Origin of the sequence: Mobilitalea sibirica (genome assembly GCF_015999265.1) — a bacterium.
GTDB lineage: Bacteria > Bacillota > Clostridia > Lachnospirales > Lachnospiraceae > Mobilitalea > Mobilitalea sibirica.
Map to the genome: position 1 here is coordinate 425,689 of NZ_JAEAGR010000001.1, position 26,937 is coordinate 452,625.

The window sequence follows — 26,937 nt, forward strand, 5'->3', positions numbered from 1 at the left end:
ATTTATAAATATGATATTTATGAAAAGGGATGTTACAAAATAATCAGTAGGGGCTATGATTATTTTATAACATCTTTTTCTATGATTGACGTAAAGGTAAGCGAGAAAACATTTATTAATGAGCATAAAATGTTAATTTTCCATGTTTTAAATTACTTATAATGATATAAAAGCATCTGCTTTGATTACCGTAAAAATTTATATTGATAAGAATGAAGATGGAGGATTAAAAAATGAAGAGGATTATTTGTATGGCATTAATTTTAGTTTTCTTTTTATCAAAAGAGTTGGATGTATCTGCCTGTACTATATTTATGAAAGAGTATAATGGTAGTGTATTAGCAGGGAATAATGAAGATTGGATGTATCAGATTTCATCAAATCTTTGGATTAGTGCACCAGGTAAAAACACCTATGGTCGTATCTGTTTTGCGAACTCGTCTTATGTGCAAGGTGGCATGAATGAGAAAGGATTATTTTATGATGGGGCAACATGTCCAAGATCCGAAGTTCCTTATGATGAACGAAAATCTGATTTGGGAATGGATTTGGGTGAGATAATAATTTCAAAGTGTGCCAATGTTTCGGAAGTTATAGAAATGGTAAAGGAGTATAACATTCCCTCCAGCTATGCTGATCACTTGATGTTTGCAGATGCTTCAGGGGATTCGGTTGTAATAGAATGGATGGAAAATGATTTAAAAATCATACCCAAAAAAGAAGAGTATCAGTTGATTACAAATTTCTGGTTATCAAATCCTGATCTGGGGGGATATCCATGTTCCAGATATGAAAAGGCTAAAAGTATGTTGGAGGACAGTGAAAAGGAATTTACATACGAAACAATGACTAGGATATTGGATGCAACTTCACAAGACTGGGGAAATGGAGGTACCAGATATTCAAACGTTTATGATCTAAATGAAAAAGTAGTATACGTGTATTATATGGGAGACTTTTATAAGCCTATAAAAATAAACTTGCTAAACGAACTTAAAAAAATGAAAGCAGAAGAACATAATAATTATGACCTTGAGGATTTGTTTCATAATAAAATGATGATATTTGAAACGCCAATGGTAGGAAGCGAGGATAGGCATTCACCATCTTCTGATATAGAAATCTCAGACATGAAAAACGATGAATTATCAAAAAAAACAGATAATAACGGGAATAGCGATATTATAGAAAGTGTTATGAGTAAAAACGCCACAAAGGAAAATATCACAAGGGGAAATATTGAAAGTGAGAATGTCAGGGAAGAAAACGGGGATAATCCTATAGAAGGAACAGGAGCTAATGTGTTCAAAACAATCGGTGTAGCTCTAACTACAGTAATACTAGTAACGGTATTAATATTAATCATAAAGAACTCTAAAAATTAATCGGTACAGAGATACGCCTGACTCCAAGTCCTATAAAACTAAGAAAAGATAGCAATAATTATGTATAAAAAATGAATAATCTTATATATTTATAAACTGCTTAATCTTTATTGACAACGGCATAAGAAACATGGAAAATAAATAACTGAAATTACATTACATTATTAGACTGTATAAGAAGAAACAGGAAGACTTGGAGGTATCTATGTTATCACGAATCAGTGTAAGAAAACCGTACACAGTACTGGTAGGGATTGTATTAGCAATTGTATTGGGAGTAGTGTCCTTTACGAATATGACTGCGGATCTATTACCTAGTATTAATTTACCCTATGCCATTGTCATTACTACATATCCGGGAGCAAGTCCGGAAGAAGTAGAAATGGTTGTAACAAAGCCGGTGGAATCGTCCATGGCGACGATTAGTAACATTAGTAATATTCGATCTACATCCAGCCAAAATATGTCTTTGGTAATCTGCGAATATGAGCAGACTGCCAATATGGATTCGGTTACGATAGAAATGCGGGAAAGTTTGGATCAAATTAGGTCCTACTGGCCGGAGGAAGTCGGTAATTCTATTATCATGAAGCTAAATCCGGATATGTTACCGATTATGGTAGCCTCCATTGGTCAAACTGGTCTTGATAGCGCGCAATTAACAGAGTTCGTTAAAAATTCCATTACACCGGAGATAGAAAGTATTGAAGGTGTAGCCAGTGTATCAGCCAATGGTGAAGTTGAGGAAACAATCCATATCATTATTGAGCAGGATAAGATAGATGCTGTTAATGTACAGATACGTGATGCCTTAGATAAATCTTTTGCCGAAGCACAGGATAAATTAGAAAAGGCACAAGAGGAATTAATTCAGGGTAGGGAACAGTTTGAAGAAGGCAAATTAAGCACGAACGAACAACTATCCAGTGCGAAGTCAAAACTCAATGATAATCAGCTGGAAATGTTAAAAGGTGAACTGGAAATCGAGAAACAGCTGAAGGAATTAGAGGCCAAGGAAGCGGATTTGATTGCCGGTGAACAGGAATTGACTTCAAAGGAACAGGAATTACTGACCGGAGAGCAGGAACTGATCCGTAAGGAACATGAGCTGGAGTTGGCTAAACAACAATTAAATGAAGTGAAGCAGGGATTAGAGAAGCTTAATTCATCAAAGAGTGAGCTTGAACTTGCTATGGAGGATGCATCTCTAAGAATCAGCGAGATAGAAACTATGGGAGATCAGGCCCCGCATGAATTAAAAACTCAGCTAGAGACCTTAAAACAACAGGTTTCTGCTTTACAGGAACAGCTAATTCAGATAGAGCAACAGATTGCGGTTATTGATATGACTCCTGAAGAAGTTGAACGTAAGCTCTTGGAAGTATATGCAGGGTTTTTAGAAATTGAGAATGCAAAAACAGAAATTGCTGCCGGAAAAGAAAGCTTAAATTCTACAAAAACCGAATTGCTAGCGGGAAAAGAGCAAATTAGTCAAGGGAAAGCTGCTTTAATTTCTGCAAAAAATGATATACAATCGGGAAAATCAACCGTAAATGAAGCTTTAGAGGAATTAAGTAAAAACGAATTTCTTGCTGCGATAGAGATGAGTTCTGCAGCTTATAAGATTGACAGCGGTGAGAAGGAATTAGAGAAATCCTTAGCAAGTTTTGAGGAAACGAAGGAAACTGCTTACGAGAAAGCGAATCTTGAAAACATAATTACCTCTGATATGATAAAAGGGATTCTTGCGGCTCAAAACTTTACCATGCCGGCCGGCTATGTGACAGAGGAAGGTGTGGAGTATCTAATTCGTGTAGGAGATAAGATAAGGGATTTAGACAACCTTAATAACCTAATCCTTATGGATATGAAGATTGAGGGTGTAGAGCCTGTGAAACTGTCCGATGTAGCTCAAGTCGCTACCATGGATAATTCAGGAGAGATTTATTCGGTTATTAATGGCACTCCGGGATTAATTCTTCAGATTCAAAAACAAACTGGATACTCTACCGGGGAAGTATCAGATAGAATTAATGAAAAATTTGAGCAATTGATGGTTCGATACGAAGGCCTTAATATTCTCCCTTTGATGGATCAGGGTATTTATATTGATCTAGTGGTTAATTCTGTTGTGCAAAATATGATTTTTGGTGGTATCTTAGCGATATTTATTCTATTCCTGTTTTTAAAAGATATCAAACCTACCTTTGTAGTTGCATGCTCCATACCGATTAGTATTATGACGGCAGTAGCGTTAATGTATTTCTCCGGTATTACATTAAACGTAATCTCCTTATCGGGTCTTGCCCTGGGTGTCGGAATGTTGGTTGATAACTCCATTGTTGTCATAGAAAATATATACCGACTACGGAATGAAGGATTATCTGCGAAAAAGGCAGCGGTGGAAGGAGCGAAACAGGTGAGTGGGGCAATTATTGCTTCTACCCTGACAACGGTCTGTGTATTCTTACCAATTGTATTTACAGAAGGTATCACACGACAATTGTTTGTGGATATGGGTCTTACCATAGGTTATTCCCTATTAGCTAGTTTGGTAATTGCATTAACCCTTGTACCGATGATGGGTGCAGGTTTATTAAGAAACACGACTGAAAAACAGAATAAAACCTTTGACCGGATTGCGATGTTATATAGCAAACTGTTAAAAAGAACATTACGAATCAAACCGGTCGTTATCCTAGTGACAATTATCATGCTGGTGTTAAGCATAGTAGGAGCCATATCCAATGGAACTTCATTTATGCCTCCAATGGAAAGTACTCAGGTATCCATCTCTTTAGAAACAGAAAAAGGGACTCCCTTAGATGAGACAGCGAACATATCGAATGAAGTCATAACACGAATTATGGAAATTGAGGATGTAGAAGCGGTCGGAGCAATGGCAGGTGGCGGAACCCGTTCCATGTTAGGTATGGGAGGAGGATCTTCCACGAATTCGGTTTCTATGTTTTTGGTATTAAAAGAGGATAAAAAGCTGTCCGGATTAGAGTTAGAGGAATTGATATTAGATAAAACCAAGGACCTAAAGGCTGAAATTATCGTTGAAACAAACTCCATGGATATGAGTGCTATGGGTGGCAGCGGAATTCAAGTTCAAATCAAGGGTAAAGAGCTCGATAAACTGCAGGAAATTGCTGTTGACATAGCCGATATTGTAACGAACGTGGATGGGACCGTTAATGTATCGGATGGTATGGAAGAAACCACACCGGAACTTAGAGTAATTGTGAATAAGGAGAAAGCATCTGCTTATAATTTAACCGTAGCACAGGTGTTTCAGGAATTGAATAAAAAGCTTAGGGAAACTACCTCGGCTACTACGATTGCTACCGCCACAAAGGATTATGATGTCTTTGTAAAAAGTCAGGAAGATGAAACATTAACCAGAGAAGATTTAGAAGCAGTAACAATAACAGTTAAAGAAATGGATGGAAGTGAAGACGAGATTCTCTTATCAGAAATTGCAGAATTTATTGATGCCAAAAGTCCCGCATCCATTCATCGCACCTCCCAGCAAAGATACATCACCGTCAGCGCTGAAGTAGATAAAAAATACAATATAGGTCTGGTGGGTAACGAGATAGAAAAACTGGTAAATCAATATGAATTGCCGGAAGGATATTCATTTACCATGTCAGGTGAAAACGAATCTACCAATGAGGCCTTAGAGCAGGTGTCGTTAATGCTTTTATTAGCTGTTATCTTTATGTATTTGATTATGGTTGCGCAATTCCAATCCTTATTATCACCGTTTATTATCATGTTTACGCTGCCTTTAGCTTTTACCGGCGGATTCCTAGGTTTGTTCCTTACAGGAAACGAAGTGAGCGTAATTGCTATGATTGGATTCGTAATGCTATCGGGTATCATTGTTAATAATGGTATTGTATTGGTAGATTATATCAACCAGCTTAGAAGAGCAGGGATGGATAAGAAAGAAGCAATTGTGGAAGCAGGCAGAACCCGATTAAGACCTATTATTATGACTGCATTCACTACCATTTTGGGATTATCCACCTTGGCGATTGGGTTTGGTATGGGTGCTGATATGATACAACCAATGGCTATTGTTGCTATCGGAGGTTTAATCTACGGAACGCTTCTTACTCTGTTTTTGGTACCTTGCATCTATGATATATTCCATCGTAGTAAGAGTATGGTGGAAGAAGAAATATAATGAAATGAGAACAAAATAGGATATAGCAAAAAGACAGACTAGTTTCACCAGTAAAACCAGATAAGTTATAAATCATGATATGCTCCTCCTTGGACAGACGGTATATGCACAGCAAGGAGGAGCATATTTTTATGTAAATCCTATTTTATTCAAGAGGGAATGCTCCCTATTATATATTGTTTTTATCAAGATAACGCACTTGCGAAAAAAAATTATAAAATGAAAGTAAACTAAGAGCCTAAAAGAAACGAAAATACTCTCATGTATATGAATGTCAAAATATAATTTTTGATATAATTAATATAAAACTGTAATTGATTTGTATTTATATACCATGTAAAGTTATTACAAATGAAGCAATCGTTTCATATTTATTTATATGGAGGAATATTATCATGAAGAAACAAATATCGATTTTTTTAGTTGTAATATTTGTATTAGCCTCTTTAGCGGCATGTGGAATGAAAGACGATTCAAAGGATGACAACGAAAATACGACAGTAGAGACAGTAGGTAATGAAACTGAAGATAAAAACAAAGAAGAAAATGATACAAACAGCAATACGAACGATGATACAAACAATGAAGCAAGTGAGCAGGATATTAAAACAGATACCACTATTATAGAAAGAGATCCATCAATTGTATACATGACAAAGGACATCAGTCCGGAAGCCTTAATACGCATTTATGAAGCGTTAGGAAGGGAAGCATCAGGTAAGGTGGCGGTCAAGGTACATATGGGAGAGCCGGGAGGTAATAATTATCTGAAACCGGAGCTGGTGAAAGATCTGGTTCTTACCGTGAATGGTACATTTGTAGACAGTAACACGGCATATGGCGGTTTACGTGCCAGTACAGCAGCTCATATGCAGGCAGCGAAGGATCACGGTTTTACAGAATATGCACCGGTAGATATTCTGGACGCTGAGGGAGCAATAAGCTTGCCGATTGAAAACGGCAAACATCTGACGGAAGATCTGGTAGGCTCCCATTATGAAGATTATGATTTCTATATCATACTGTCACATTTTAAGGGACACGCCATGGGCGGTTTTGGAGGAGCAATTAAAAATATGTCCATCGGTTTTGCTACTCCGAAAGGTAAAAATCTAATACATACTGCCGGTGCAAGAGAAACCAACAGCTGGCTAAGTGGGGGATATATTCAGAATGAGTTTTTAGAATCTATGGCGGAAGCGGCAAAAGCAATCGTTGATGATGCCGGAGAGAATATTATCTATATTAGTATTATGAATAATCTTTCTGTAGACTGCGATTGCGACAACAGTCCGGCTGCTCCAGAGATGGCAGATATTGGTATTTTAGCATCTCTTGACCCGGTTGCACTTGATAAAGCCTGTGTTGACCAGGTGTATGCCGCTCCTGAAGAGGAAAGTGCAAGCTTAAGAACCCGCATTGAATCAAGAAACGGAACACATACGCTTGATTATGCGCAGGAAATTGGTGTTGGAACAATGTCCTATGAACTGGTTAATATTGATGAGTAATGTATTAAGACGTGAGTTTATCTATTTCTGGTATTATTTTACGATTCTTTTTGAACAGATTTTTCATTATTGGTTAATTGGTATCGTATTCGGATCAGTGATAGCTGTCTTTGGCAAGGATAAAATTCATGGTTTGTTTGCCGGAATGAAAGAGAAACGATTTGGTGTATTTGGCATTATTCCTGCCAGTCTATTGGGAATTGCTTCACCACTTTGTATGTATGGAACGATTCCCATAGTTGCATCATTTGCAAAAAAAGGTATGAGGGAAGATTGGTTAGCGGCATTTATGATGAGTTCCATCTTATTAAATCCTCAGCTTTTGATTTATAGTGCGGTTCTAGGGAAAGGCGCTTTAATCATTCGGTTTATAGCCTGTGCATTATGCGGTATTTTAGCAGGGCTCTGCATTCATTTTTTTTACCGTGAGAAAAAGTTTTTTGATTTTTCGGGCTTTGAAAAGTCCGGTAATAGGGATACAGATCCAAACCTTCTATTACGGTTATTGAAAAATATTGGTAGGAATGTCAAAGCGACCGGTGGATATTTACTTGTTGGTATCGTCCTCTCCGTGCTGTTTCAACGCTATGTACCGACCGATGCCTTTGTAAGCTTTTTCGGAAGCCAGCGTAAGCTGGGAGTTTTCATGGCTGCTACTATAGGCGTACCGTTGTATGTATGTGGAGGAGGAACCATTCCGTTATTAGCAGAATGGTTACATTCAGGAATGAGTATGGGAGCTGCCACTGCATTCATGATAAGCGGACCGGCTACCAAAATTACAAACCTTGGAGCAGTAAAAATTGTTCTTGGAACCAAACGGTTTATTCTTTACTTTATATACGTGATTTTATTTGCGGTGATAAGCGGTTTAATAATCGGGGATTTTTTAACATAATATCGCTGTATAAAAATAACTGGGACTTTTGCATATATAGATAGAAAAGCCTTGGATAAGAAGGAGCATGGGGGGTCACCTTAATGCACTATTTGGAGAACATATTCTCTACTTTGTTTACCTAACGCGAACATTTATGTACGTGGTAAGGGAAACAAAGTAGGGGATGTGTACTCCAACTTGTGTGTGGTGACCCCCTATGTTCCTTCTTATTATAGACCATACTATGAAAAAGTCCCAGTTATTTTATAGTCCTTCCTAATTAACCTTTCATTCTTTGTACGGAGTTTCGCACAATCAATTCAGGAGGGAATAAAATGCTCTTTCCTTCCTTGCCGTTCATCATTGAAAGCAACAACTTTGCAGATGCTTTGCCCAATTGTTCTGCAGGATGTACAACAGTGGTGAGTGATCTTATACCGGCCATTTCACAATTATCAATTTCCACAACAGAGAAATCCTCCGGTACACGTATACCGTGTTCTTTCAGCAAATCAATTAACATTAAAGCTAGGCTGTCATTGTAACATAGCGCAGCGGTGCTTTTGTTCAGTCCTTTCAAAAGGGGAGCGCCGTTTAGTATCTGCTGCATATTTTCCTTGGAGTACCAGAAGACAAGGTTTTCCTGTATAGGTAAGCCTAGTTCCATCAATGCTTTCATATAACCTTTATATCGTAGAAGGCCCTGGCGGTCACTATGAGTAAAAATACCTATTATATCCTGATGTCCCATGTCAAGAAGATGCTTCACGGCAATATATCCTGAAATTTCGTCATCTAATGCCACATAGGGCGATGAACCTAGAAGTATTGAAGAGCTTGAAGCTAAGTTAAAAGCATTTAGAGATGTTGCAGATACACTTCTTGGTATAGACGCAGATAAGATTCCTGTCAGCCCTTTTCGCTATGCTATATTTTTGTTTTTTTTGTCCGTATGGCGTTGGAAGGTGCATAACCACGATTTTCTTTAAATAACCGGCTAAAATAAAACACATCGGAAAAACCACAGGCATCTGCTATTTCATTTACTTTAAATTCACCGCTGTACAGCATGTCTTCAGCACGATTAATACGGATTAATGTTAAGTATTTTCGAAAAGACATTCCGGTCTCTTGTTTGAACAAACTTCCAAAATACATGTCACTTAAGTTGACCAACTGTGCCATTTTTTGAACAGTAAGGGGCTCATGATAATGATTTGACATATAATGAAGTACCTTTTTAATTCTTTTATCAATGATGCTTGTATCCTTCTGATATATAATAAGTTGAAAGTAACGTTGTAATAGCATTAGGTAGATGGCCCGGGCCTTCAAAACGTAACCCGGATCACGGAGTCTCCACACAGCGTTTAAATCTCGGTACAGTTCAATAATATCTTTATGTATACCAATGTTACATATAATCGGAAGGGGCATTGTAATATCTTCACCTTCTATATTTCGTATGACTCCATTGATACTATAGCATTCCATAAGTGATTCCGAGCAGCTGATAGCCGCCCGTAGACTACCTGCCGGTATGCATAGTAGGTCACCGGAGGATACGATATATTTATTCCTATTAATGGTATATTCAGCCTGTCCGCTTATTACATAGGTAATATCAACAAAGTTTATAATATCTTCTGATATATTCCAACTAGGAGTACATATTCTATGATTATAGTAATCTACTGTTGCTACAATATTATTGAGAACCTCTTCGTCCAATTGATTCATATTCATCCCTCTTATTGATACATAGAAATGGTTGATTTTAACTAAGTGTGGGCGGGTGAAAAAAGTAAATAAATAAAATCAATTTAAAAAATAACATTAAATAGATAACTGCTAATGCATGTTTATATAATAACATATTATAGTTAAAATTGCAAAAATAAACCATAATATTTACATGTTTTCTAAAGTTTTTCCATGTCTTTTCAAAAATTTAATTGTTATAATGATTTAAAATCAGTTTATCTGAGTGGATTTTATGTGAAAAATGTACAAAGTCTGATGATAGATGATTTTACTTTTTAAATGATTCATATGCGATGAGTTGATAAATCGGCTTTATAAGCTATAACATCAGAAAAATCTAACCAATAAGGAGGACTTTATGAAGCAAAAAAGTGTCGGACACAAACTAGGTTTATATCTGAAAAGAACATGGACACTCTATTTAATGATGGCATTACCATTAGCCTTTGCCATTGTTTTTCGATATCTGCCTATGACAAATATCTCGATGGCATTTAAAGATTATAATATGTTTAAGGGTGTATGGGATTCTCCCTGGTCAGATCCGTTGTATAGATGGTTTGAAGAAGCTTTTACATCTAAAGATTTCTGGAATGCATTTCGTAATACCTTGATGTTGAATTCTCTTGACTTACTATTTGGTTTTCCTATGCCAATTATACTAGCCTTATTACTTAACGAACTAGTATTTCGCCGTTATAAAAAATTCACACAGACAGTTCTGTATCTACCACACTTTTTGTCATGGATTATTGTAAGCGGTATAGCAAAACAACTCCTCGCTCCTCGTACCGGTGTAGTAAATGTATTATTGGCAGAGATAGGGGCGGACCCAATTAATTTTCTAACGGAAAATTTTCTATATGTCATAACGTACATTGTATTAGGCGTGTGGAAGGAGATGGGATGGAATACCATCATATATCTTGCTGCTATTACAGGTATTAATCCTGAGCTCTACGAAGCTGCCGAAGTGGATGGGGCATCGAGACTTAGAAAGATATGGCATATAACATTGCCTGGTATCCGTTCTACCATTGTTGTACTTCTTATAATGAATTTGGGGCGTATCTTAGGAAGTGAAATTGATCGTCCATTTGCTATGATGAATAGTATGGTTATGAAGGTGGCGGATGTTATAAGTACATATGTTTATCGTGTAGGTATCAGAGGTTTCCAATTCTCTCTTACTGCTGCAGTGGGACTGTTCCAATCTGTTATATGCGTAATATTCTTATTAACTGCCAATGCCGTAGCGAAAAAGTTTGGCGAACGTGGAATATGGTAAAGGGAGGAGCAGACTTATGGTAAAATCAAAAAAAAGAAGAGCAGAAGATCTATTTATTGCAGTAATATGTTTTATATTTATATTGTTATGTTTAATGCCCATCGTTAATATAGCGGCTCGTTCTCTAAGTTCTACACAGGCGCTGATTAATAATCGAGTTTCATTTTTTCCAGTTGAATTAACATTTGAATCCTATCACTATGTTCTGGAGGATGCTGCATTTGTCCGTTCCCTATGGTGGACAGCATTGCTAACCGCAATTTGTACGGTGGTTTCACTTGTTATGACGATATTATGCTCTTACCCACTAATTTGGGATAATTTAAAGGGTAGGAAGTTTTTAAATGGTATGATGTTGCTAACGATGTATTTTAGTGCAGGTTTAATACCGAATTACTTACTGATGAGGCAGTTAAATTTAATTGATAATCCCCTTGTATTAATCATTCCTAACAGTTTATCTATATTTTATATGATAATACTGCGAAGCTTTTTTTACGGGATACCGGATAGTCTTCGGGAATCAGCGCAGCTGGACGGTGCAGGACCTGTTAACACATTGTTAAAAATATATCTGCCTTTATCAAAGCCGGTATTGGCAACCCTTTCATTGTTTTATGCCGTAGGACGATGGAATGGATTTTCCGATGCACTATATTATATGACAAAACCAAAATTTGCTCCGATACAGCTTAAGCTTTATCAGGTAATCAATAATCTTTCGTCCATAGAAACGGCTACACAGGAAGGCTTTACAGCTCCGATGGCAAGTGAAGGTCTGAAATCAGCGTCTGTTATGTTTGCAACACTTCCTATTGTTATGATTTATCCGTTCCTTCAGAGATACTTTATAGCAGGAGTTACCCTGGGAGCAATTAAGGAATAATACATTCCGAAGTTATATTAATATAATAATTAACTATGAAGGTATGCCGTTAGATATCAACGTAGCTAATGCGGCGTTGTTATTTATAAAAAAATAAACAGGAGGATATAAAAATGAAAAGAAAATTGTTGTCAATCATTCTTGTATGTGCAATGATGATCAGCGTTTTGGGGGGCTGTAAATCAAAAAAAGAAGATGATCCTGTAACAACAGATCCATCTAATGACAAAGCAACTACTGCTCCAGCTGATAAGGAAGATGACGGCGACGACAGTAGCGCTGCGACCGACGATAAACCTGAATACAGCGAAATAACGGTTGAAATCTTTGATCGTGGTACTGATGGTGGTAAAACCGATCCTACGAACAACCATTATACCAATTGGATTAAAGAAAAAGCTTTAGAAGAGTTAAACATTGGTATTACCTTCGTAGCAGTTTCCCGTTGGGAAGAAACCGACCAGCTTAATAACCTTATGGCAGCAGGAACTGCACCAGATGTTTGTCTCACCTATAGTGGTGATTTAATTGCAAATTACCGTGATTTAGGTGGTCTTACAGATTTAGCACCTTACATTGACTCACATTTACCTGACTTAAAGGAATTCTTAGGTCCGGACTTAGCATTACCTGGACGAGATATGATTGAACGTAACATGATAATGGAAACAGGAGAAATCTTCTCAATTCCTGCCCGTCGTATGAACGTAGCTCAGTTTAATACTTTCATCCGTAAGGACTGGTTAGATAAACTTGGCTTACCATTACCTACAACAACTCAAGAATTCTATGATGCACTTGTCGCTTTCAAGACACAGGATCCTGGCGGCGTTGGTAAGGACAAAGTGGTTCCGTTTACTATGACCACTGACGTACGTTGGCGTGCAGCTACACTTTTAAATTCCTTTATCGATCCTAACCTTAGCAGAAAAGAACGTTGGGTTAATACAGTTATTGACCGTAATTATCTGCTTCCCGGCTATAAGGAAGGCGTTCGTTTCTTAAATAAAATGTATAACGAAGGTTTAGTTGATAATCAATTTATGCTTTATAATGATGATACGGACAGCGATAATCTTATCAAGAGCGGTCTGGTTGGTGCATTCATACATAACTGGGATCAGGCATATCGTGATACTCCGGGTCTCTTGAAAGATTTATTGGTTAATGTACCTGATGCAGAAATCGTAACCATTGATCCTTTCCAGAATGCAAACGGTGTTACTGAAAAAGACATCTATGATGCAGCCGGTGTAAACTTCTTCGTTCCTGCCAGCAGTGAGAATGTAGAAGGAGCACTTCGCTACATTAATTGGTTATCTAAATTCGAAAACCGTTACTATCTGCAGATCGGTGATGAAGGCGTAACCCATGAAATGATTGATGGCGTACCTAAGGTTATAGCAGCAGAAGGTGAGAAGATTATGAACTCTCCTCAAAACATTGACTATACCATCATGATTAACGGACTTGACATAGGTGATCCTGATAAGTACAGTCAGGCTCTGGCACAGTCTTATACCGTAGATTCTCAGCTGATTATTGATGCTTATGATAATGCAATGAGAAATGGTCGTCCGGCAATCATCGTTCCTGCTACACTTAGTGCAGCCGGTCCTTATACTCAGACATTAACTGATAAAGGCGAAACACTTATGGCAGAAGCAGTAACAGCGGCTCCTGAAAAATTTGATGAAGTTTGGGATGCAGGTATTGAAGATTGGTTAGCTTCCGGTGCTGCTGAAATTATTGCAGAACGTGAAGAGAAATACATTGAATAAATAGGCTGTTATAGAAATACTGAATATGGTTTATGTTGTGAGTCCGGGTTGTATAACCCGGACTCATTGTAATTAAATTGAGTTGAGATTTATTGTATATTAGTATACTAGTGAATTCATAAATAGAAGTTAAATGTAATTTAAATAATATTCCAAATATATTTTAAATCTATCCTTTATCTAACCTTTAAGCTAGTAAGATGGAATTATAGGCAGAAAATATTAGATCTGTTTATCAATATCATATTTAGATGGAGGATTAGATAATGAAAAAAATGAATAGGAAAAGAATCGTATTAATTGTAACAATGTTGTTGCTTAGTATGGTAATTGTGTCAAGTTTCCGTGAAAGAACAGCAAGGGCCTGTATCCCACTATTGGATATAGAATCGAATCTAGAGCATCTTAGTAAAGCTTCTAATGTGAAAAAAACAGCGTATCAAACAAAAGAAATAAGTTCAACACATTTACAGAATAAGAGCATCGGATATGAAAAGATCATCATAAGATATAAAGATAATGCGCTAACTATTGAACATGGTCAGGATAAGGTTAAACTTGACAAAGAAGGATTACAGGTAAATAATGAAGGTAAATCAGTGAATATATCAAAGAATGGATTACATATTGCTGATGGAGAAAACCATGTAGATATTAGTATGGATGGTATATTTATAAAAGATGGTACCCTTGGTAACTCAGTCAGTATAGACCTTGACAGTCTACAATTTGATATAGATTATGGCAACGGAAAGGTTTTGTTATCAGAGTTTTTAACAAAGGAACTTCCGGAGATTATTACTGATGTAAAAAATAAAAATAATTGGATTGATTTTGAAGATGACATCAATTTATTAACGAGTACAATATTAATAAATGGAGAAATAAGAGAGTTTAAAATCAGTATGAAAGACGGTTATCTTGTGACTAAGAACTGTTCCGAAGATTATACCGATGTAAGTGGACTTACATTAATTAAAACTGAAACAGATAATAAGGGTAATGAGTTCAGGTATTATGAAAAATAATATGGGGTAGATAAAATGAAGCTTTTAATTGTAGAAGATGAAATCAGAATGAAGGATATTCTTGCCAAAGGCTTAAAAAAATGTGGCTATGCTGTGGATACTGCGATAGATGGGGAGGAAGCTCTCGAATTGTTTGAGATTAATGAATATGATTTGATTGTATTGGATTTAAATCTTCCCAAAGTAGATGGTATGGAAGTATTAAGAACAATCAGGAGCACGAACCAAACAGTGAAGGTATTGATTTTATCAGCAAGGTCGGAAGTTGAGGACAAAATAGTTGGACTGGATGATGGAGGTAATGATTATCTGATAAAACCATTTGATTTTAAGGAGTTAGAAGCTAGAATACGCTGTCTTTTAAGACAACAAGTAATGATGCAGGAAACAATACTTCATACTGCAGGAATAACATTAAATCTGGCTAAATGCATTGCAATGGCAGGAGAGGAAGAATTGGGACTGACGAAGAAGGAGTTCTCTATTCTTCACTACCTGGTGCTTCATAAAAACACGATTATAAGTTCGGAGCAATTAATTGAACATGTATGGGACAGTGATGCAGATCTGTTTTCTAACAGCTTTAAATTCCACATGAGCTCCTTAAGGAAGAAGATAGCTGAAAAGCTTTCACAGGAAGTAATACGTAATATTCGTGGAATTGGATATATGATAGAAGATAAGGCGGGAGATAGCCAATGAGAAGAATACCGTTAAAGCTTAGGATTACAATCTTATGTGGAATAATATTAATTGCTGTAGCGACGTTTTTAACTATTGTAAGCGTTCAAAATGCTGACAATACATATACCGATCAGTTTGTCATGAAGTTTGGAGATCAGTTCAGTATAAATTTTGACGGTCAGAATACAACTTTCGGAGGCAAGAGTGGTGAAAAGATAAATGATGTATTGGATTTTGCAAAACAATTTATTCCTTCTGAGGAACTGAATGACATCTTGTCTGTAACGCCGCATAAGGAGGCAGAATCAACGGGGAATATATTTAAGGAAGCGGGGAGAAAATTTACTTTACAGAGTATCCTAGTAGCTGTAGTACTTGTAATCATTGGGTTGATTCTTATTTATTTAATAACAGGGCAGGCTCTTAAACCGGTTAGTAAACTGAGTGATACGGTGAAAAGGATAAATGAGAATAATTTATATGAGAAGATTGAGGAACCTGTGGCCAAGGATGAAATTGCCAGCCTAACCACCGCATATAACCAGATGTTAGATCGTTTGTCAACGTCCTTTGCCATACAAAAAAACTTTGCAGCCAATGCGGCCCATGAGTTACGTACGCCGTTGGCTACCACAAAGGCTGGTATTCAGGTGCTTGAGATGGATGAGGAACCTTCAATTGAGGATTATAAGGAAGCAATTGAAATTGCGAAAGAAAGTAACGAGCGATTGATTCAAATTGTGGATAATCTTCTGATATTATCTAAAGAAACCAAGGATAGTTTTTCGGATCTTATTTTACTGGAGAGTTTATTTCAGGAGTTAGATAAAGAGCTTACACTAGTAGCGAAGGATAAAGGCATTACATTAGAAATGATAAATAACGCAGGGGCAATGAAAGGCAACCGGATATTAATGTACAGGGCTATCTTTAATCTTGTAGAAAACGGTATTAAATATTGTGGTAAAGGTGGAAAAGTTACATTAACCAGCTTTGAAAAGGATAATTTTATTACTATAATCGTAGCTGATAATGGTCCGGGCATCCCCGCTGAGTCAATCGACCATATCTTTGAACCTTTCTACCGGGTAGATAAGTCCAGATCCAAAGCGATTGGAGGTTCCGGCTTAGGTCTATCGATAGTAAAAGGAATCATAGATAAACATAATGGCAAAATAAGTGTGAACAGTAAAACGGGTGAAGGTACGATATTTACCATAGAATTTGAGAGCGCTTCGACTTAAATATTTCTAACTACTGTAATAAAACTATTGAATATATAAATTAAAAAATATATAATTTAAAGATATTTGGGTTGTAATGGATTTATAAATATAGATACGATTTAAAGCTTACATAAAAAAGGGTTGTTACCAAGCATATAAGTTTGTTTGGCAGCAACCCTCAATTTATTTATATAATTATATTATTCAACAACAGACATGATGCTATAAAATGCCGGCTTTGGTTGAAGCTGACCGTCAAACAATCTGGCATTGGTCGTATCATTAGTGTAGAAGAGATATTGATCCATAAGACCGAACACGGTTACACTGGTAATATTAGCGGTTCTTCCACTGGCTGTATCAAGGCCTTTTAAAAGCTCAAATACGCTTTTGTATCTTTCGGCCTGTTTTTCCATGGAAGCCTCGGTGTTATCCTTACTGCGGATTGTTAATTCAGTGATTTGTATTTCCAGATCCAGTTCAGCAAACTTTGTAATGGCACTCATTAGATTGTCGTTACCGCCTGCGATGCCCGGATAAGATAGATCCATATATCCCTGCATTCCGATACCGTCAACTAAGCCTTTTTCCTTCAAATGGGATACCAACTTATGAATTTTTGAGGTTTTCGTAGGTTGGAAGGTATTGTAGTCATTATAGAACAGCTTAACTTCAGGATCAGCATATTTTCTTGCGTATTCAAAGGACTTTTCTACATAATCAATGCCAATCACCTTATACCATAGATTATCCTTAGTGCCATCATAATGGGTTCGTATATTAAATCCGGATTCTTTCTCATAACTACCTGGGGAGTTTTCCACAGCCTCATTAACAACATCCCAACTGTAGATAACACCGGGGTATTTTGTTTGAACGTATTCCAGAACCTGTTTAATATAGCTTTCCAAACGGCCTAACATTACGTCCTTTTCCACATATGCTCCGTCGGATTGATAGCCTTCACGGAAAAACCAATCAGGGACCTGATTATGCCATACGAGAACATGTCCTCTCATTTTTATCTTGTTTTCTTTACAGAAATCTAAGCCGGCTTTTACAGTATCAAAGTTAACAGCCGGTTCAATATTACCAACTTCAAAGTTTTGAATACTTCCCTGCTGATTAAGCAGATAAGAAGGTTTCATTAAGTTACTATACGTAGTACTGTTAAAGTGATATTTTATGATTTCGGTCATTGCGGCTGATCGAACAGTATCTGTATCAGGAGCGCTTCCGTTAAGTCCGACACCAATCATAAAATAATCCTTGTATGCATCCTTTAAAGGTGTGCCTGAGACAGCTGCTGTGATATCATAACCATCCACAATTACTGGCTCTATAGGTTCTGCAATTTCTTCTACAGCTTCCTCTAAGTTGTCTGCAGCTTGTTCAGAACTGTTATCTTCAGAGTTAGCATCTTCCTCAGAAGCATTTTCTTCAGCTTTGCTTTCATTCTCAGAAACAGTTTCTTGTGACGGAGCTTGTTTTATATCGTCATTCTGATCCTTTCCCTCATTTTCTTTTTTAGAGCACGAGAAGAGGAAAAGTAACGCAAACAGCATAACAAATATTACTTTTAATCCGGTCCTTTTCATTGTTTATGTACCTCCCATAAGTTTGTTTAAATAAATGAATTTGTTTAAATAAATGAATTTGTTTAATATATGGTATCAAACAATACAGCTTATATATAGTCGTGTTGCTTCATTATACATAAATAATCTATAAAAAATCTATAAATCACCCAAGAAAAGATACTAATGTTTTGCAATGAAAATGCTATAATTTGGAACAGAAGTAATAAACAATATTGATTATCCTAAAATGGTAGCAATTAATCTGTATAATCTTTTCATAATCATATATAGCTGTTTGTACTTTTAATTTTCATCAAAAAAAAGCTTGCTGCAATATAGATAAGGACATTCCTTAAGCTTCTTTTTGCAGCAAACCCTTTTGCATGGATTAAGTAATAAGGACGAATAAATTCTAGATAATATATTTACTTAAATCCTCCTGAAAGTTTTTAATCATGTAATCGAATACAGAGATCTGTTTTGTTAATTTATTAATCTCATCAACATATAAAGCTACATTTGAACTGGCTTCTTCTGTAGCTGCGGAATTCTCTTCAGCAATGGCTGCCAGACTGTGCATATTATCAAAGATGGATGAAATATGATCAGCTTCTTCTTTGAGCTCCTGTGAGGTCTGGATCATTAAATCAGATACTGCTTTTAAGTTCTGATTTGATTGGCTTGATAATTGAACTGCATCTGTTAATTTATTACTTTCAGTTTCTAACACATTGTATTGTATATCAATATCACCAACAACGCCTCCTATACTGGATACAAATCCGGTAAGGCTATCGTGTATTTTGTCAACCGCCTGATTGGTCTCCTCCGAAAGCTTTCTTACTTCTTCGGCAACGACTGCAAAGCCTTTTCCAGCATCTCCTGCTCTGGAGGCTTCGATAGAAGCATTAAGGGCTAAGAGATTAATTTGTTTTGCAATAGATGCTACGATTGATACAATTTGAGTTATTCCTTGTGCATCCTGTTGTAATTGATTACTGTTATTTCGTATCTGATGAAACTTTTCTAGCACGGAGTTAATTTCCATGGTTGTATTGTGAACCTTGCTAAAACTACTTTCCAGATTTTTCATAGCAGCTTCAATTTGACCTTTATTGTTTTGACTTTCATTTGAAATACGTGTAACATTCATAATGCTTTCATTTAATATAGTAACTGAATTTTCGGTATCCTCAGCCTGAGTTGTAGCTGCGGTCGCTACTTCATCCAACACATCGGTGATATCGTTGGAAGTGGCTTGCATGTTAACTGCAATCTCTGAAACGGAATGGTTAAAAGTATACATTTCATCAACGATCGCATTAAAACCAATAAAATCTTTTTGTATACTACGTTTTACTTCATTAATCTGTTCCATCATCAACTCATATTCGTCATTTGAACGAATAGAAAGATATTCAACAAAATAACCTTTACTTAACTTATCCAGTTCCTTACGAATCAGCTTCTGAGGTCTTTGTAAGAGACTAGCGGATAACAAAGAAACTCCCAAGGTAACAGCCCCTATTGTTAAAGCATGTACAAAATCCGGCAAGATCAGTGCGGAAGCTGACGTTACCAATAAAAAATTAAGCAAACCGGATTTTACGGATACATTTTTTATTACCTTAAATGATAATATCTGATTTAATCTGAATTTTTTTATATATTGGATTTCCTTTTCAAAAGTCAGTTTCATATGTAATTCATCCGGCGTCTTGCTAAGGATTTCAACATCAATCTTTTCATTGAAATATTTTGATACCCCGCTTATTAGTCCAATTAGGTAATTACCCATTCCCCTTTTGGAACGGTATACAAACAGTATTTCGTGGGAAGAAATCGGGGTAACATCCAGAATGGGTGGAACGGCTCCTTTAAAACGTTTCATGACAATGACATGGACGTCATTCATGGATTTTAAGAATTGATAAGCGGATTCGTGTCGGAAAAATCCGGGATAAATCTGACTAAAGGTTTTTATGTTTTCCTCACCCATAATTGTCCAGATTTCTTTATCATCCTTGCCGGCCAACTGACCGATTTGATTAATAATGCCAATAGCTATTTTATCTTCTACATCTTCTAGAGGGGAAAATATCTTATCTGCTGAAACATTGTGAGTAATCATAGCTTGCTTTACAATCTCATTACCATAAAGTTTTTTACAGGATTCAATCCAAGATGATACAACGGTGCCTTTCATAAGCATCCTCCTTCGAGTAATATAATTTATTTTGATATTAGCATATTTAGAGCAGTAAAACAATAATGGAATCGATTATTATTTTATTTGTCAAAAATTAGTTTAAAGTGTTGGTAAAATGACCTTTTTATCAAAGTTCCACTCATAAATAGGATTTAAATAATTCTTAATATCAATATATTTTTTTTCCAGCTCCGCATGATCTCCGACAAAATTAGGAACAGCTATACTTATTCCTAACTTCTCGGCGGTAAGATAGGAATATATACCCAAAATATTATCAGAAGCTATTTGGTCTGCTGCTTTCAGACCTTTTAATAAAAACTCATTTTCCATATTGCTAAGGATGTCTTTGATAATCGGTTCCCATTCCTTCTCGGATGGTCCTGTAGTCGTATATTCCCAATCCTTAAGCGTTCGTGCAAAATTTAAATCTAACAGGATGAAATCCTCAAGCCTTAGTCTTGTATCCTTCTTAGTATCAATATTCGTTGTATAAACCAGCTCTGTGGGATAAGGTGAATAAGGGTTTTGGAAAACGGCAGTATAGAAGATGCTCATAAATTGATTGTTAAGTAAGGTTACATTATAATCTATTTCTAACATAGAAGTTTTTGCGCCGGGGAATGTACCTTGTAGATCTGAATAGGGTGCAAAGGAATAAGTGTTAACTATTTTATTAAAATCATCCTTTATAATTTCGTTCCATACCGCCATCTTTTCTTTTGTGGTTCCGGATATTACCTGAGGATAATAACCTTTAACACCCTCTGCCTCATATAGTACTTCCTTAATCTGATAAGCCTCTTCGCTTGTGGTGATAGTTATTGTATTGTTTTTTATACTCTCCTGATAGATGCAATAAGTAGAAATACTAATTATAATGAAACTAAGAGAACAGACTTTTAACCGTTTATTATGCATGATTCATCTCCTTAACCCTCTTATTAATATTTATATTCTATTTTATGGATTTCAGTATAAAACAGTCATATTAATACGATAGAGACGTTATATTAAGATATAAGTTTCTTTAATGGGGTGGTAGTATATGACAGAAGAAGAAAGGGAGCGCATTATTAGTGAAGAGTTCGCTGATTTACTAGTAGAATATAGTGGGGATTATTCTGTTTTTGACAGATTTCCGAATGCAACTGTTCGAATTATAAATTATATATATGCAGTCGTACATATTCCTGCGCAGCTACTAACCATGGAATTTGTGGCAAATTTAGGATATACTGTAATGCCTCATTGCTTTGGGTTAATCAGCGAAGCCAGTCTTGAGGCAACCAAAATCCCAAGGATAAGAAACATTCCGAATTTCAGCTTAAGAGGACAAGGGGTTTTAATCGGAGTAATCGATACGGGTATTGATTATCTAAATCCAATCTTTCAATATGCCGATGGGACTACCAGAATCGTATCTATCTGGGACCAGACGATAGAAAGCGAGAATTATCCTGAAGTTGGATTATATGGTACTGAATTTACGAGGGAGGAGATAAATCTGGCACTGCTTAGTGACAACCCTCTTGAACTAGTACCAACCATGGACTTTATTGGACATGGAACCATGGTGGCTGGAATCGCAGCAGGAAATGAGGTTCCGATAGATGATTTTTATGGGGTAGCTCCGGCTTCTGAATTGGTTGTAGTTAAATTAAAACAATGTAAGCAGTCTTTGAGGGAGTTTTTTGTTATTCCTGAGGAAGTAGTATGCTATTCAGAGGTAGATATCTTATATGGTATTAATTACTTGTTGAATGTTTCATCAATATTACAAAGGCCCATAGCAATATGCTTGGCTTTGGGTTCATCACAAGGAGGTCACGATGGAAGAGGAGTATTAAGTAATACGATGTCCATTATAGGGAGAAGATCAGGAACTGCTGTTGTGGTTGCAGCAGGAAATGAAGGCAATGAACGGAGACATTACTACGGAGAGGTGGACCGCTTAACCGGATATGATACGGTAGAATTAATGGTGGGACAGAATGAGAAAGGTTTTGTTATGGAACTTTGGGGAAAGTCCCCAAGCATCTATTCCATCGATATTACTTCTCCTACCGGAGAATATGTACCTAGAATCGCTGCAAGTTTGAATGTGAATACAGAGGTTTCCTTTCTTTTTGAGCAAACTACACTTTATTTATTATATGAAATGGTAGAAACTCAGACAGGGGATCAACTTATATTACTTCGGTTTGTCAATCCGGCGCCGGGTATCTGGCGTTTTCGTGTCTATGAAAGAGGAGATTTAAATCTCGGATTTCATATATGGCTACCAATGAGCGAATTTATATCACCGGATACTTATTTTATTCGATCAGATATCTTTACTACAGTATTGGCTCTTGGCAATGCGATTGTTCCGTTAACGGTCACTGCTTATAATGCTTTGGATGATAGCCTTTATTTATATGCTAGTAGAGGTTTTACACGAACGGAAGTTGTGAAGCCTGAAATAACAGCACCTGGTGTGAATGTGATAGGTCCGACGCTGGATCATGGCTTTGTTGCATATACAGGGACCAGTGTAGCGGCAGCTCACACGACAGGAGTTGCGGCAATGCTGCTGGAGTGGGGCTTTATTCGAGGTAATATACCCAATATGAGTACAGTAGAATTAAAAAAAATGATACTAAGGGGTGCAAGACGTGACGAAGATATTAATTATCCCAACAGAGATTGGGGATATGGAATACTGGATATTTTTAATGTCTTCGACAGCTTGAGGACAGGAGTGGTTATATAGCATATAAGGTATGTATATAATTAGTATTAAGTAAGTCGAATAAGGAGAACTGTATGACTGAGGAGGAAAGGGTCAGAATTGTTAGTGAGGAATATGCAGACTTAATTGTTGATTATCGATACAATCCCCGGGTCTTAGAAGAATTTGATAATGCCATAGTCCATATCATGAATGAAGCCTATGCAGTCATACATGTTCCTGTTCCTGATTATCCATGGAGGATTGTCAAAGAATACAGCTATTCCATCATCCCTAAAACCTATGGCTTAACCAGTGAGATAAGCTTAGATGCCTCAGGAGTGGATGAATTAAGAGCTATTCCTGGTTTTGATTTAAGAGGACAAGGGGTATTAATTGGTATTGTTGATACAGGAATTGATTATCTAAATCCTGTCTTTCTAAATGAAAATGGAACTACAAAAATCGTATCCATCTGGGATCAAACCATCCAGAGTGAGGAGGGTTATCCCTTCGATACTTATTATGGAACAGAATACGTTGCAGATCAGATTAACCTAGCACTCTTATCTGAAGATCCGCTTGCTATCGTACCAAGTATGGACTTTGTCGGTCATGGAACAATGATGGCAGGGGTTGCCGCCGGTACAGAGAATGAGGAGGTGGAATTTGTTGGAGTTGCTCCGGAAGCTGAACTGGTTGTGGTAAAGTTAAAACAGGCAAAAGAGTATCTAAGAGAGTTTTATTTTATCCCGGAGGATGTGGTATGCTATCAGGAAAATGATATTATGTGGGGTGTACAATATTGTATACAGGTAGCTAGGCAGTTAAAAAGACCCATAGCAATCTGTTTGGGTCTAGGGACATCCCAGACAGCCCATACGGGATTTTCGCATTTGAGTAGTTTTTTGTCCATATTAGGGGATTTTAACAATGTAGGTATTGTTACCGCGGTCGGAAATGAAGGTAATCTTGGGAGGCATTATTATGGTGCAATTGATCCGGATATTGGCTATAATACTGTTGAACTGAATGTGGGGGAAGATGAAGGTAGCTTTCATATGGAATTATGGGGCGATTTTCCCGGGGTGTACTCAATCGAGATATATACTCCCGGGGGTGAATTTATTCCAAGAATAACGACCGGACTAAGAGTTACCCGAGAAATCTCATTTATATTTGAGCAAACTATTATTTATATAGATTTTCAATTGGTAGAGACGTTAACAGGGGACCAATTAATTTTATTTCGGTTTGAGAATGCTACACCGGGTATATGGCAAATCAATGTGTATGGACAAGGAGATTTAGCAACCGGTTTTCATATTTGGTTACCTATGGGTAATTTTGTATCTTTAGACACTAATTTTATCCAGCCAAATATATATACAACGATTGTAGCTCCGGGGACATCCATAATTCCGATTACTGTTACTGCCTATAACCCCATTAACGATAATCTGTATGTGAACGCCAGCAGAGGGTATACCAGGAGTGATGATATAAAACCCGAACTGGCAGCTCCTGGTGTCAATTATATTGCGCCTTCCTTAAATAATGAATTTGAACTTTACACGGGTACCGGTGTGGCAGCAGCTCATACGGCCGGGATTGTTGCATTATTCTTAGAATGGGCAGTGGTAAGAGGGAATGATGTTGGTGTTGATACAGTAGTTATAAAGAAGTTTCTAATACGGGGGGCAAGAAGACGGGAATTTCTAACCTATCCTAACAGAGATTGGGGATATGGAATCATAGATTTATATAATACCTTTGATATATTAAGGGGTGATTAAATAATTTTTGAGATTTATTTACTAAAGAAGAAATGGCTTCATATAAATTACTAAGAATGTAAAAAGGTACTTGTTCATGGATTAGATAATAACCGTGACAAAGGATATTACATGAAGCATAGGATGGAGATGTTATCACAAAGGATTCTATGGAAAAGAAATCGGCAGAGCAAAGAATATGAATATCCGATACAATCAGGGACAAGTCAGTGGAGGAAGATCAATACGATTCAAGATAAGATAAATTTATGTTGCATTCCGGAATATATTCTTAAAGCAATATCTTCTAAAGAGTTGGTTACTTTAGTTCTCAATTATCCTCTAATCATAAATTTGTTTGCATACAATTCATATAAAATTGGAATTGATACGGTAGCAGGTTATTTTAATGGATTAAGTGAACTTATTCATCGGGATGATATCGGAGATCTTTTACTGGATCTGTATTCAGAAAAAGAAATAAATGAAGATATGGATTCGAGCTCCTATCTGCAATTGTGTGTAATTGAGATGCTGTTAGCCTATAAAAAAATCTATCAAAAGCTTCAAGGAGATAGGATTATCCAATTAGATTATGAGGTTGATCAAAAGCAAAAGCAAAGAAAAGCAGCCCATATCTATAGGAAGACTGAAAGTATTTTTCGCAATATGTTTCATGAAACCGGAATTAGCAGTGTTAGAGAGGATGGTAAATTATTAGAAACTGATTTTATTTTAACCCCGAATGGTACGAAGGTAAAAGTATTAAAGTTGTCGGATTATTCAGTGGCTGAGAAAGAGTTGTGTTACAAGGAGTTTAAGAAAGTATATCCCAATTCTGCTTATGTATCTCCCTGTACGTATAATTACAACTGTCATTCCTATGCATTTTATCAGTCATCGCCGGATAATATTTATTGGATGAATAACCCAAGCCAATATTTTATGGATAGAAGTTATCTATTCGTTGGAAACCAACCAACAGCAAATCATCAGAGAATATTCTATGATGTTCCAAGGAATACTCATTCAGGAATTGTTTTGGATTATAAAAAGAATATAATCATATCAAAATGGGGCAGCGGACCCTTAGTTATTCATCATTACCGAGATTGTCCTTATTATACTAGCTTTGACGAACTGATCAACTATTATGATCGTAATTTATCAATATAATGTATTATATTGATAAAATAGTATACTTTAGTATACTTACTGTTTAATAGCGTGAAAAAAAGTGCACTTTCAAATAATATATCTTCATTTGAGTGCACTTTAATTATATAGCTGAAAGTTAATTTTGTAATAGTTCCGTATGGAAATAAACAATTTAGTATTTTTAATCGTATCTACTAGAACCAGCGCCTCATACTGCGATAACGACTTCTTCTGTTTAACATTTCGCATAATAAAACTAAAGTTACGATATCCCGAAGATGATTTTCTCGTTTCCTTGGATGATAATGAAGATGTTCATCATATTGCTTTTCATCATAATTCTTTACTCTGTCATACACGCGATTTATAATTTTTTCTATTTCGGTTTTCTCAGGATAGTCTTCATACATAATACTTCCATCATAATCTAATCTGTTACATTCCCGAACGACTTCTGAGTAAATAGATCTTGCTGTATTAGGATATAGTTGTTTCATATATTCGTAATCTTTATTTAGATTTACTTCGCTGTCATATCCATACATAGGTAACAGAGGTACTCCCCTAGGTGAATCATACATGTTTTGATATTTATTGTTAAGGGATCGATTATTATAGATATCGTTGTAAACACCTGGTTCGTTTCTATAATTGTAAATTCCATCATAAACGCCCGGTCTGCGGTTGCGGTTGTTATAAATGCCGCCATTTAAGCCCGGCTCGCCGATATAGTTATTGTTTTCATAAATTCCATCATAAACGCCCGGTCTGCGGTTGCGGTTGTTATAAATGCCGCCATTTAAGCCCGGCTCGCCGATATAGTTATTGTTTTCATAAATTCCATCATAAACGCCCGGTCTGCGGTTGCGGT

At 36.5% G+C, this 26,937-nt stretch carries 19 protein-coding genes; 13 read left to right on the top strand and 6 right to left on the bottom strand.

The window, feature by feature from the left end; translation table 11 throughout:
- The first annotated feature begins 233 nt into the window (after nt 1-233).
- The 4 genes from I5677_RS01740 (at nt 234) to I5677_RS01755 (ending at nt 7,992) form a co-directional block, all read left to right on the top strand.
- On the top strand, nt 234-1,385 hold the full coding sequence (locus tag I5677_RS01740; RefSeq protein WP_197659825.1) for a carcinine hydrolase/isopenicillin-N N-acyltransferase family protein: 1,152 nt from the start codon (nt 234-236) through the stop codon (nt 1,383-1,385).
- Nucleotides 1,386-1,590: 205 nt separating this feature from the next.
- Complete coding sequence (locus I5677_RS01745; RefSeq protein WP_197659826.1) at nt 1,591-5,583, top strand: efflux RND transporter permease subunit; 3,993 nt, start codon at nt 1,591-1,593, stop codon at nt 5,581-5,583.
- Between the two features lie 650 nt (nt 5,584-6,233).
- Nucleotides 6,234-7,094, top strand: a complete 861-nt coding sequence (locus I5677_RS01750) for a DUF362 domain-containing protein (protein ID WP_408632530.1) — start codon at nt 6,234-6,236, stop codon at nt 7,092-7,094.
- On the top strand, nt 7,069-7,992 hold the full coding sequence (locus I5677_RS01755) for a permease (RefSeq protein ID WP_330617780.1): 924 nt from the start codon (nt 7,069-7,071) through the stop codon (nt 7,990-7,992). Before I5677_RS01750 ends, I5677_RS01755 begins: the two co-directional genes overlap by 26 nt.
- Nucleotides 7,993-8,254: 262 nt before the next feature.
- Here I5677_RS01755 and I5677_RS01760 read toward each other — a convergent pair whose 3' ends face one another.
- Nucleotides 8,255-8,779 (bottom strand): substrate-binding domain-containing protein, encoded by a 525-nt coding sequence (locus I5677_RS01760; protein WP_197659827.1) that lies wholly within the window; start codon nt 8,777-8,779, stop codon nt 8,255-8,257.
- A gap of 122 nt (nt 8,780-8,901) precedes the next feature.
- Entirely contained in the window at nt 8,902-9,714 is an 813-nt protein-coding gene (locus tag I5677_RS01765) for an AraC family transcriptional regulator (protein WP_197659828.1), read from the bottom strand.
- A 382-nt stretch (nt 9,715-10,096) separates the two neighbouring features.
- Here I5677_RS01765 and I5677_RS01770 point away from each other — a divergent pair, with 382 nt between their 5' ends.
- The 6 genes from I5677_RS01770 to I5677_RS01795 all read left to right on the top strand — a co-directional run bounded on the left by I5677_RS01770 (nt 10,097) and on the right by I5677_RS01795 (nt 16,649).
- Nucleotides 10,097-11,026: an ABC transporter permease gene (locus I5677_RS01770; RefSeq protein ID WP_197659829.1), complete on the top strand. Its 930-nt coding sequence runs from the start codon at nt 10,097-10,099 to the stop codon at nt 11,024-11,026.
- A 16-nt stretch (nt 11,027-11,042) separates the two neighbouring features.
- Nucleotides 11,043-11,912 carry a carbohydrate ABC transporter permease gene (locus I5677_RS01775; protein ID WP_197659830.1) on the top strand — a complete coding sequence of 290 codons (870 nt, stop codon included), beginning with the start codon at nt 11,043-11,045 and terminating at the stop codon, nt 11,910-11,912.
- A gap of 113 nt (nt 11,913-12,025) precedes the next feature.
- Nucleotides 12,026-13,693, top strand: a complete 1,668-nt coding sequence (locus I5677_RS01780) for an extracellular solute-binding protein (RefSeq protein ID WP_197659831.1) — start codon at nt 12,026-12,028, stop codon at nt 13,691-13,693.
- A 266-nt stretch (nt 13,694-13,959) separates the two neighbouring features.
- The gene (locus I5677_RS01785) at nt 13,960-14,721 is read left to right on the top strand and encodes a hypothetical protein (protein WP_197659832.1); all 762 of its coding nucleotides are present in this window, start codon (nt 13,960-13,962) and stop codon (nt 14,719-14,721) included.
- Between the two features lie 15 nt (nt 14,722-14,736).
- The gene (locus tag I5677_RS01790; RefSeq protein WP_197659833.1) at nt 14,737-15,423 is read left to right on the top strand and encodes a response regulator transcription factor; all 687 of its coding nucleotides are present in this window, start codon (nt 14,737-14,739) and stop codon (nt 15,421-15,423) included.
- Entirely contained in the window at nt 15,420-16,649 is a 1,230-nt protein-coding gene (locus I5677_RS01795; RefSeq protein ID WP_197659834.1) for a sensor histidine kinase, read from the top strand. Before I5677_RS01790 ends, I5677_RS01795 begins: the two co-directional genes overlap by 4 nt.
- A 182-nt stretch (nt 16,650-16,831) precedes the next feature.
- Here I5677_RS01795 and I5677_RS01800 read toward each other — a convergent pair whose 3' ends face one another.
- From I5677_RS01800 to I5677_RS01810, 3 genes are all read right to left on the bottom strand, one after another.
- Nucleotides 16,832-18,229 (bottom strand): endo-1,4-beta-xylanase, encoded by a 1,398-nt coding sequence (locus tag I5677_RS01800; protein ID WP_197659835.1) that lies wholly within the window; start codon nt 18,227-18,229, stop codon nt 16,832-16,834.
- 394 nt (nt 18,230-18,623) lie between these two features.
- Nucleotides 18,624-20,417, bottom strand: coding sequence for a methyl-accepting chemotaxis protein (locus I5677_RS01805; protein WP_197659836.1), 1,794 nt, complete (start codon nt 20,415-20,417; stop codon nt 18,624-18,626).
- 102 nt (nt 20,418-20,519) lie between these two features.
- On the bottom strand, nt 20,520-21,341 hold the full coding sequence (locus tag I5677_RS01810; RefSeq protein WP_197659837.1) for a hypothetical protein: 822 nt from the start codon (nt 21,339-21,341) through the stop codon (nt 20,520-20,522).
- Nucleotides 21,342-21,468: 127 nt separating this feature from the next.
- On the opposite strand from I5677_RS01810, the gene I5677_RS01815 reads away from it, so the two are divergent.
- From I5677_RS01815 to I5677_RS01825, 3 genes are all read left to right on the top strand, one after another.
- Nucleotides 21,469-23,175, top strand: a complete 1,707-nt coding sequence (locus I5677_RS01815) for a S8 family peptidase (protein ID WP_197659838.1) — start codon at nt 21,469-21,471, stop codon at nt 23,173-23,175.
- A gap of 53 nt (nt 23,176-23,228) precedes the next feature.
- Nucleotides 23,229-24,929, top strand: a complete 1,701-nt coding sequence (locus tag I5677_RS01820) for a S8 family peptidase (protein ID WP_197659839.1) — start codon at nt 23,229-23,231, stop codon at nt 24,927-24,929.
- A 111-nt stretch (nt 24,930-25,040) separates the two neighbouring features.
- The gene (locus I5677_RS01825; RefSeq protein ID WP_197659840.1) at nt 25,041-26,084 is read left to right on the top strand and encodes a hypothetical protein; all 1,044 of its coding nucleotides are present in this window, start codon (nt 25,041-25,043) and stop codon (nt 26,082-26,084) included.
- A gap of 176 nt (nt 26,085-26,260) precedes the next feature.
- On the opposite strand, the gene I5677_RS01830 is transcribed toward I5677_RS01825, so the two are convergent.
- On the bottom strand, nt 26,261-26,937 hold a 677-nt coding region (locus tag I5677_RS01830), incomplete at its 5' end, for a hypothetical protein (RefSeq protein WP_197659841.1).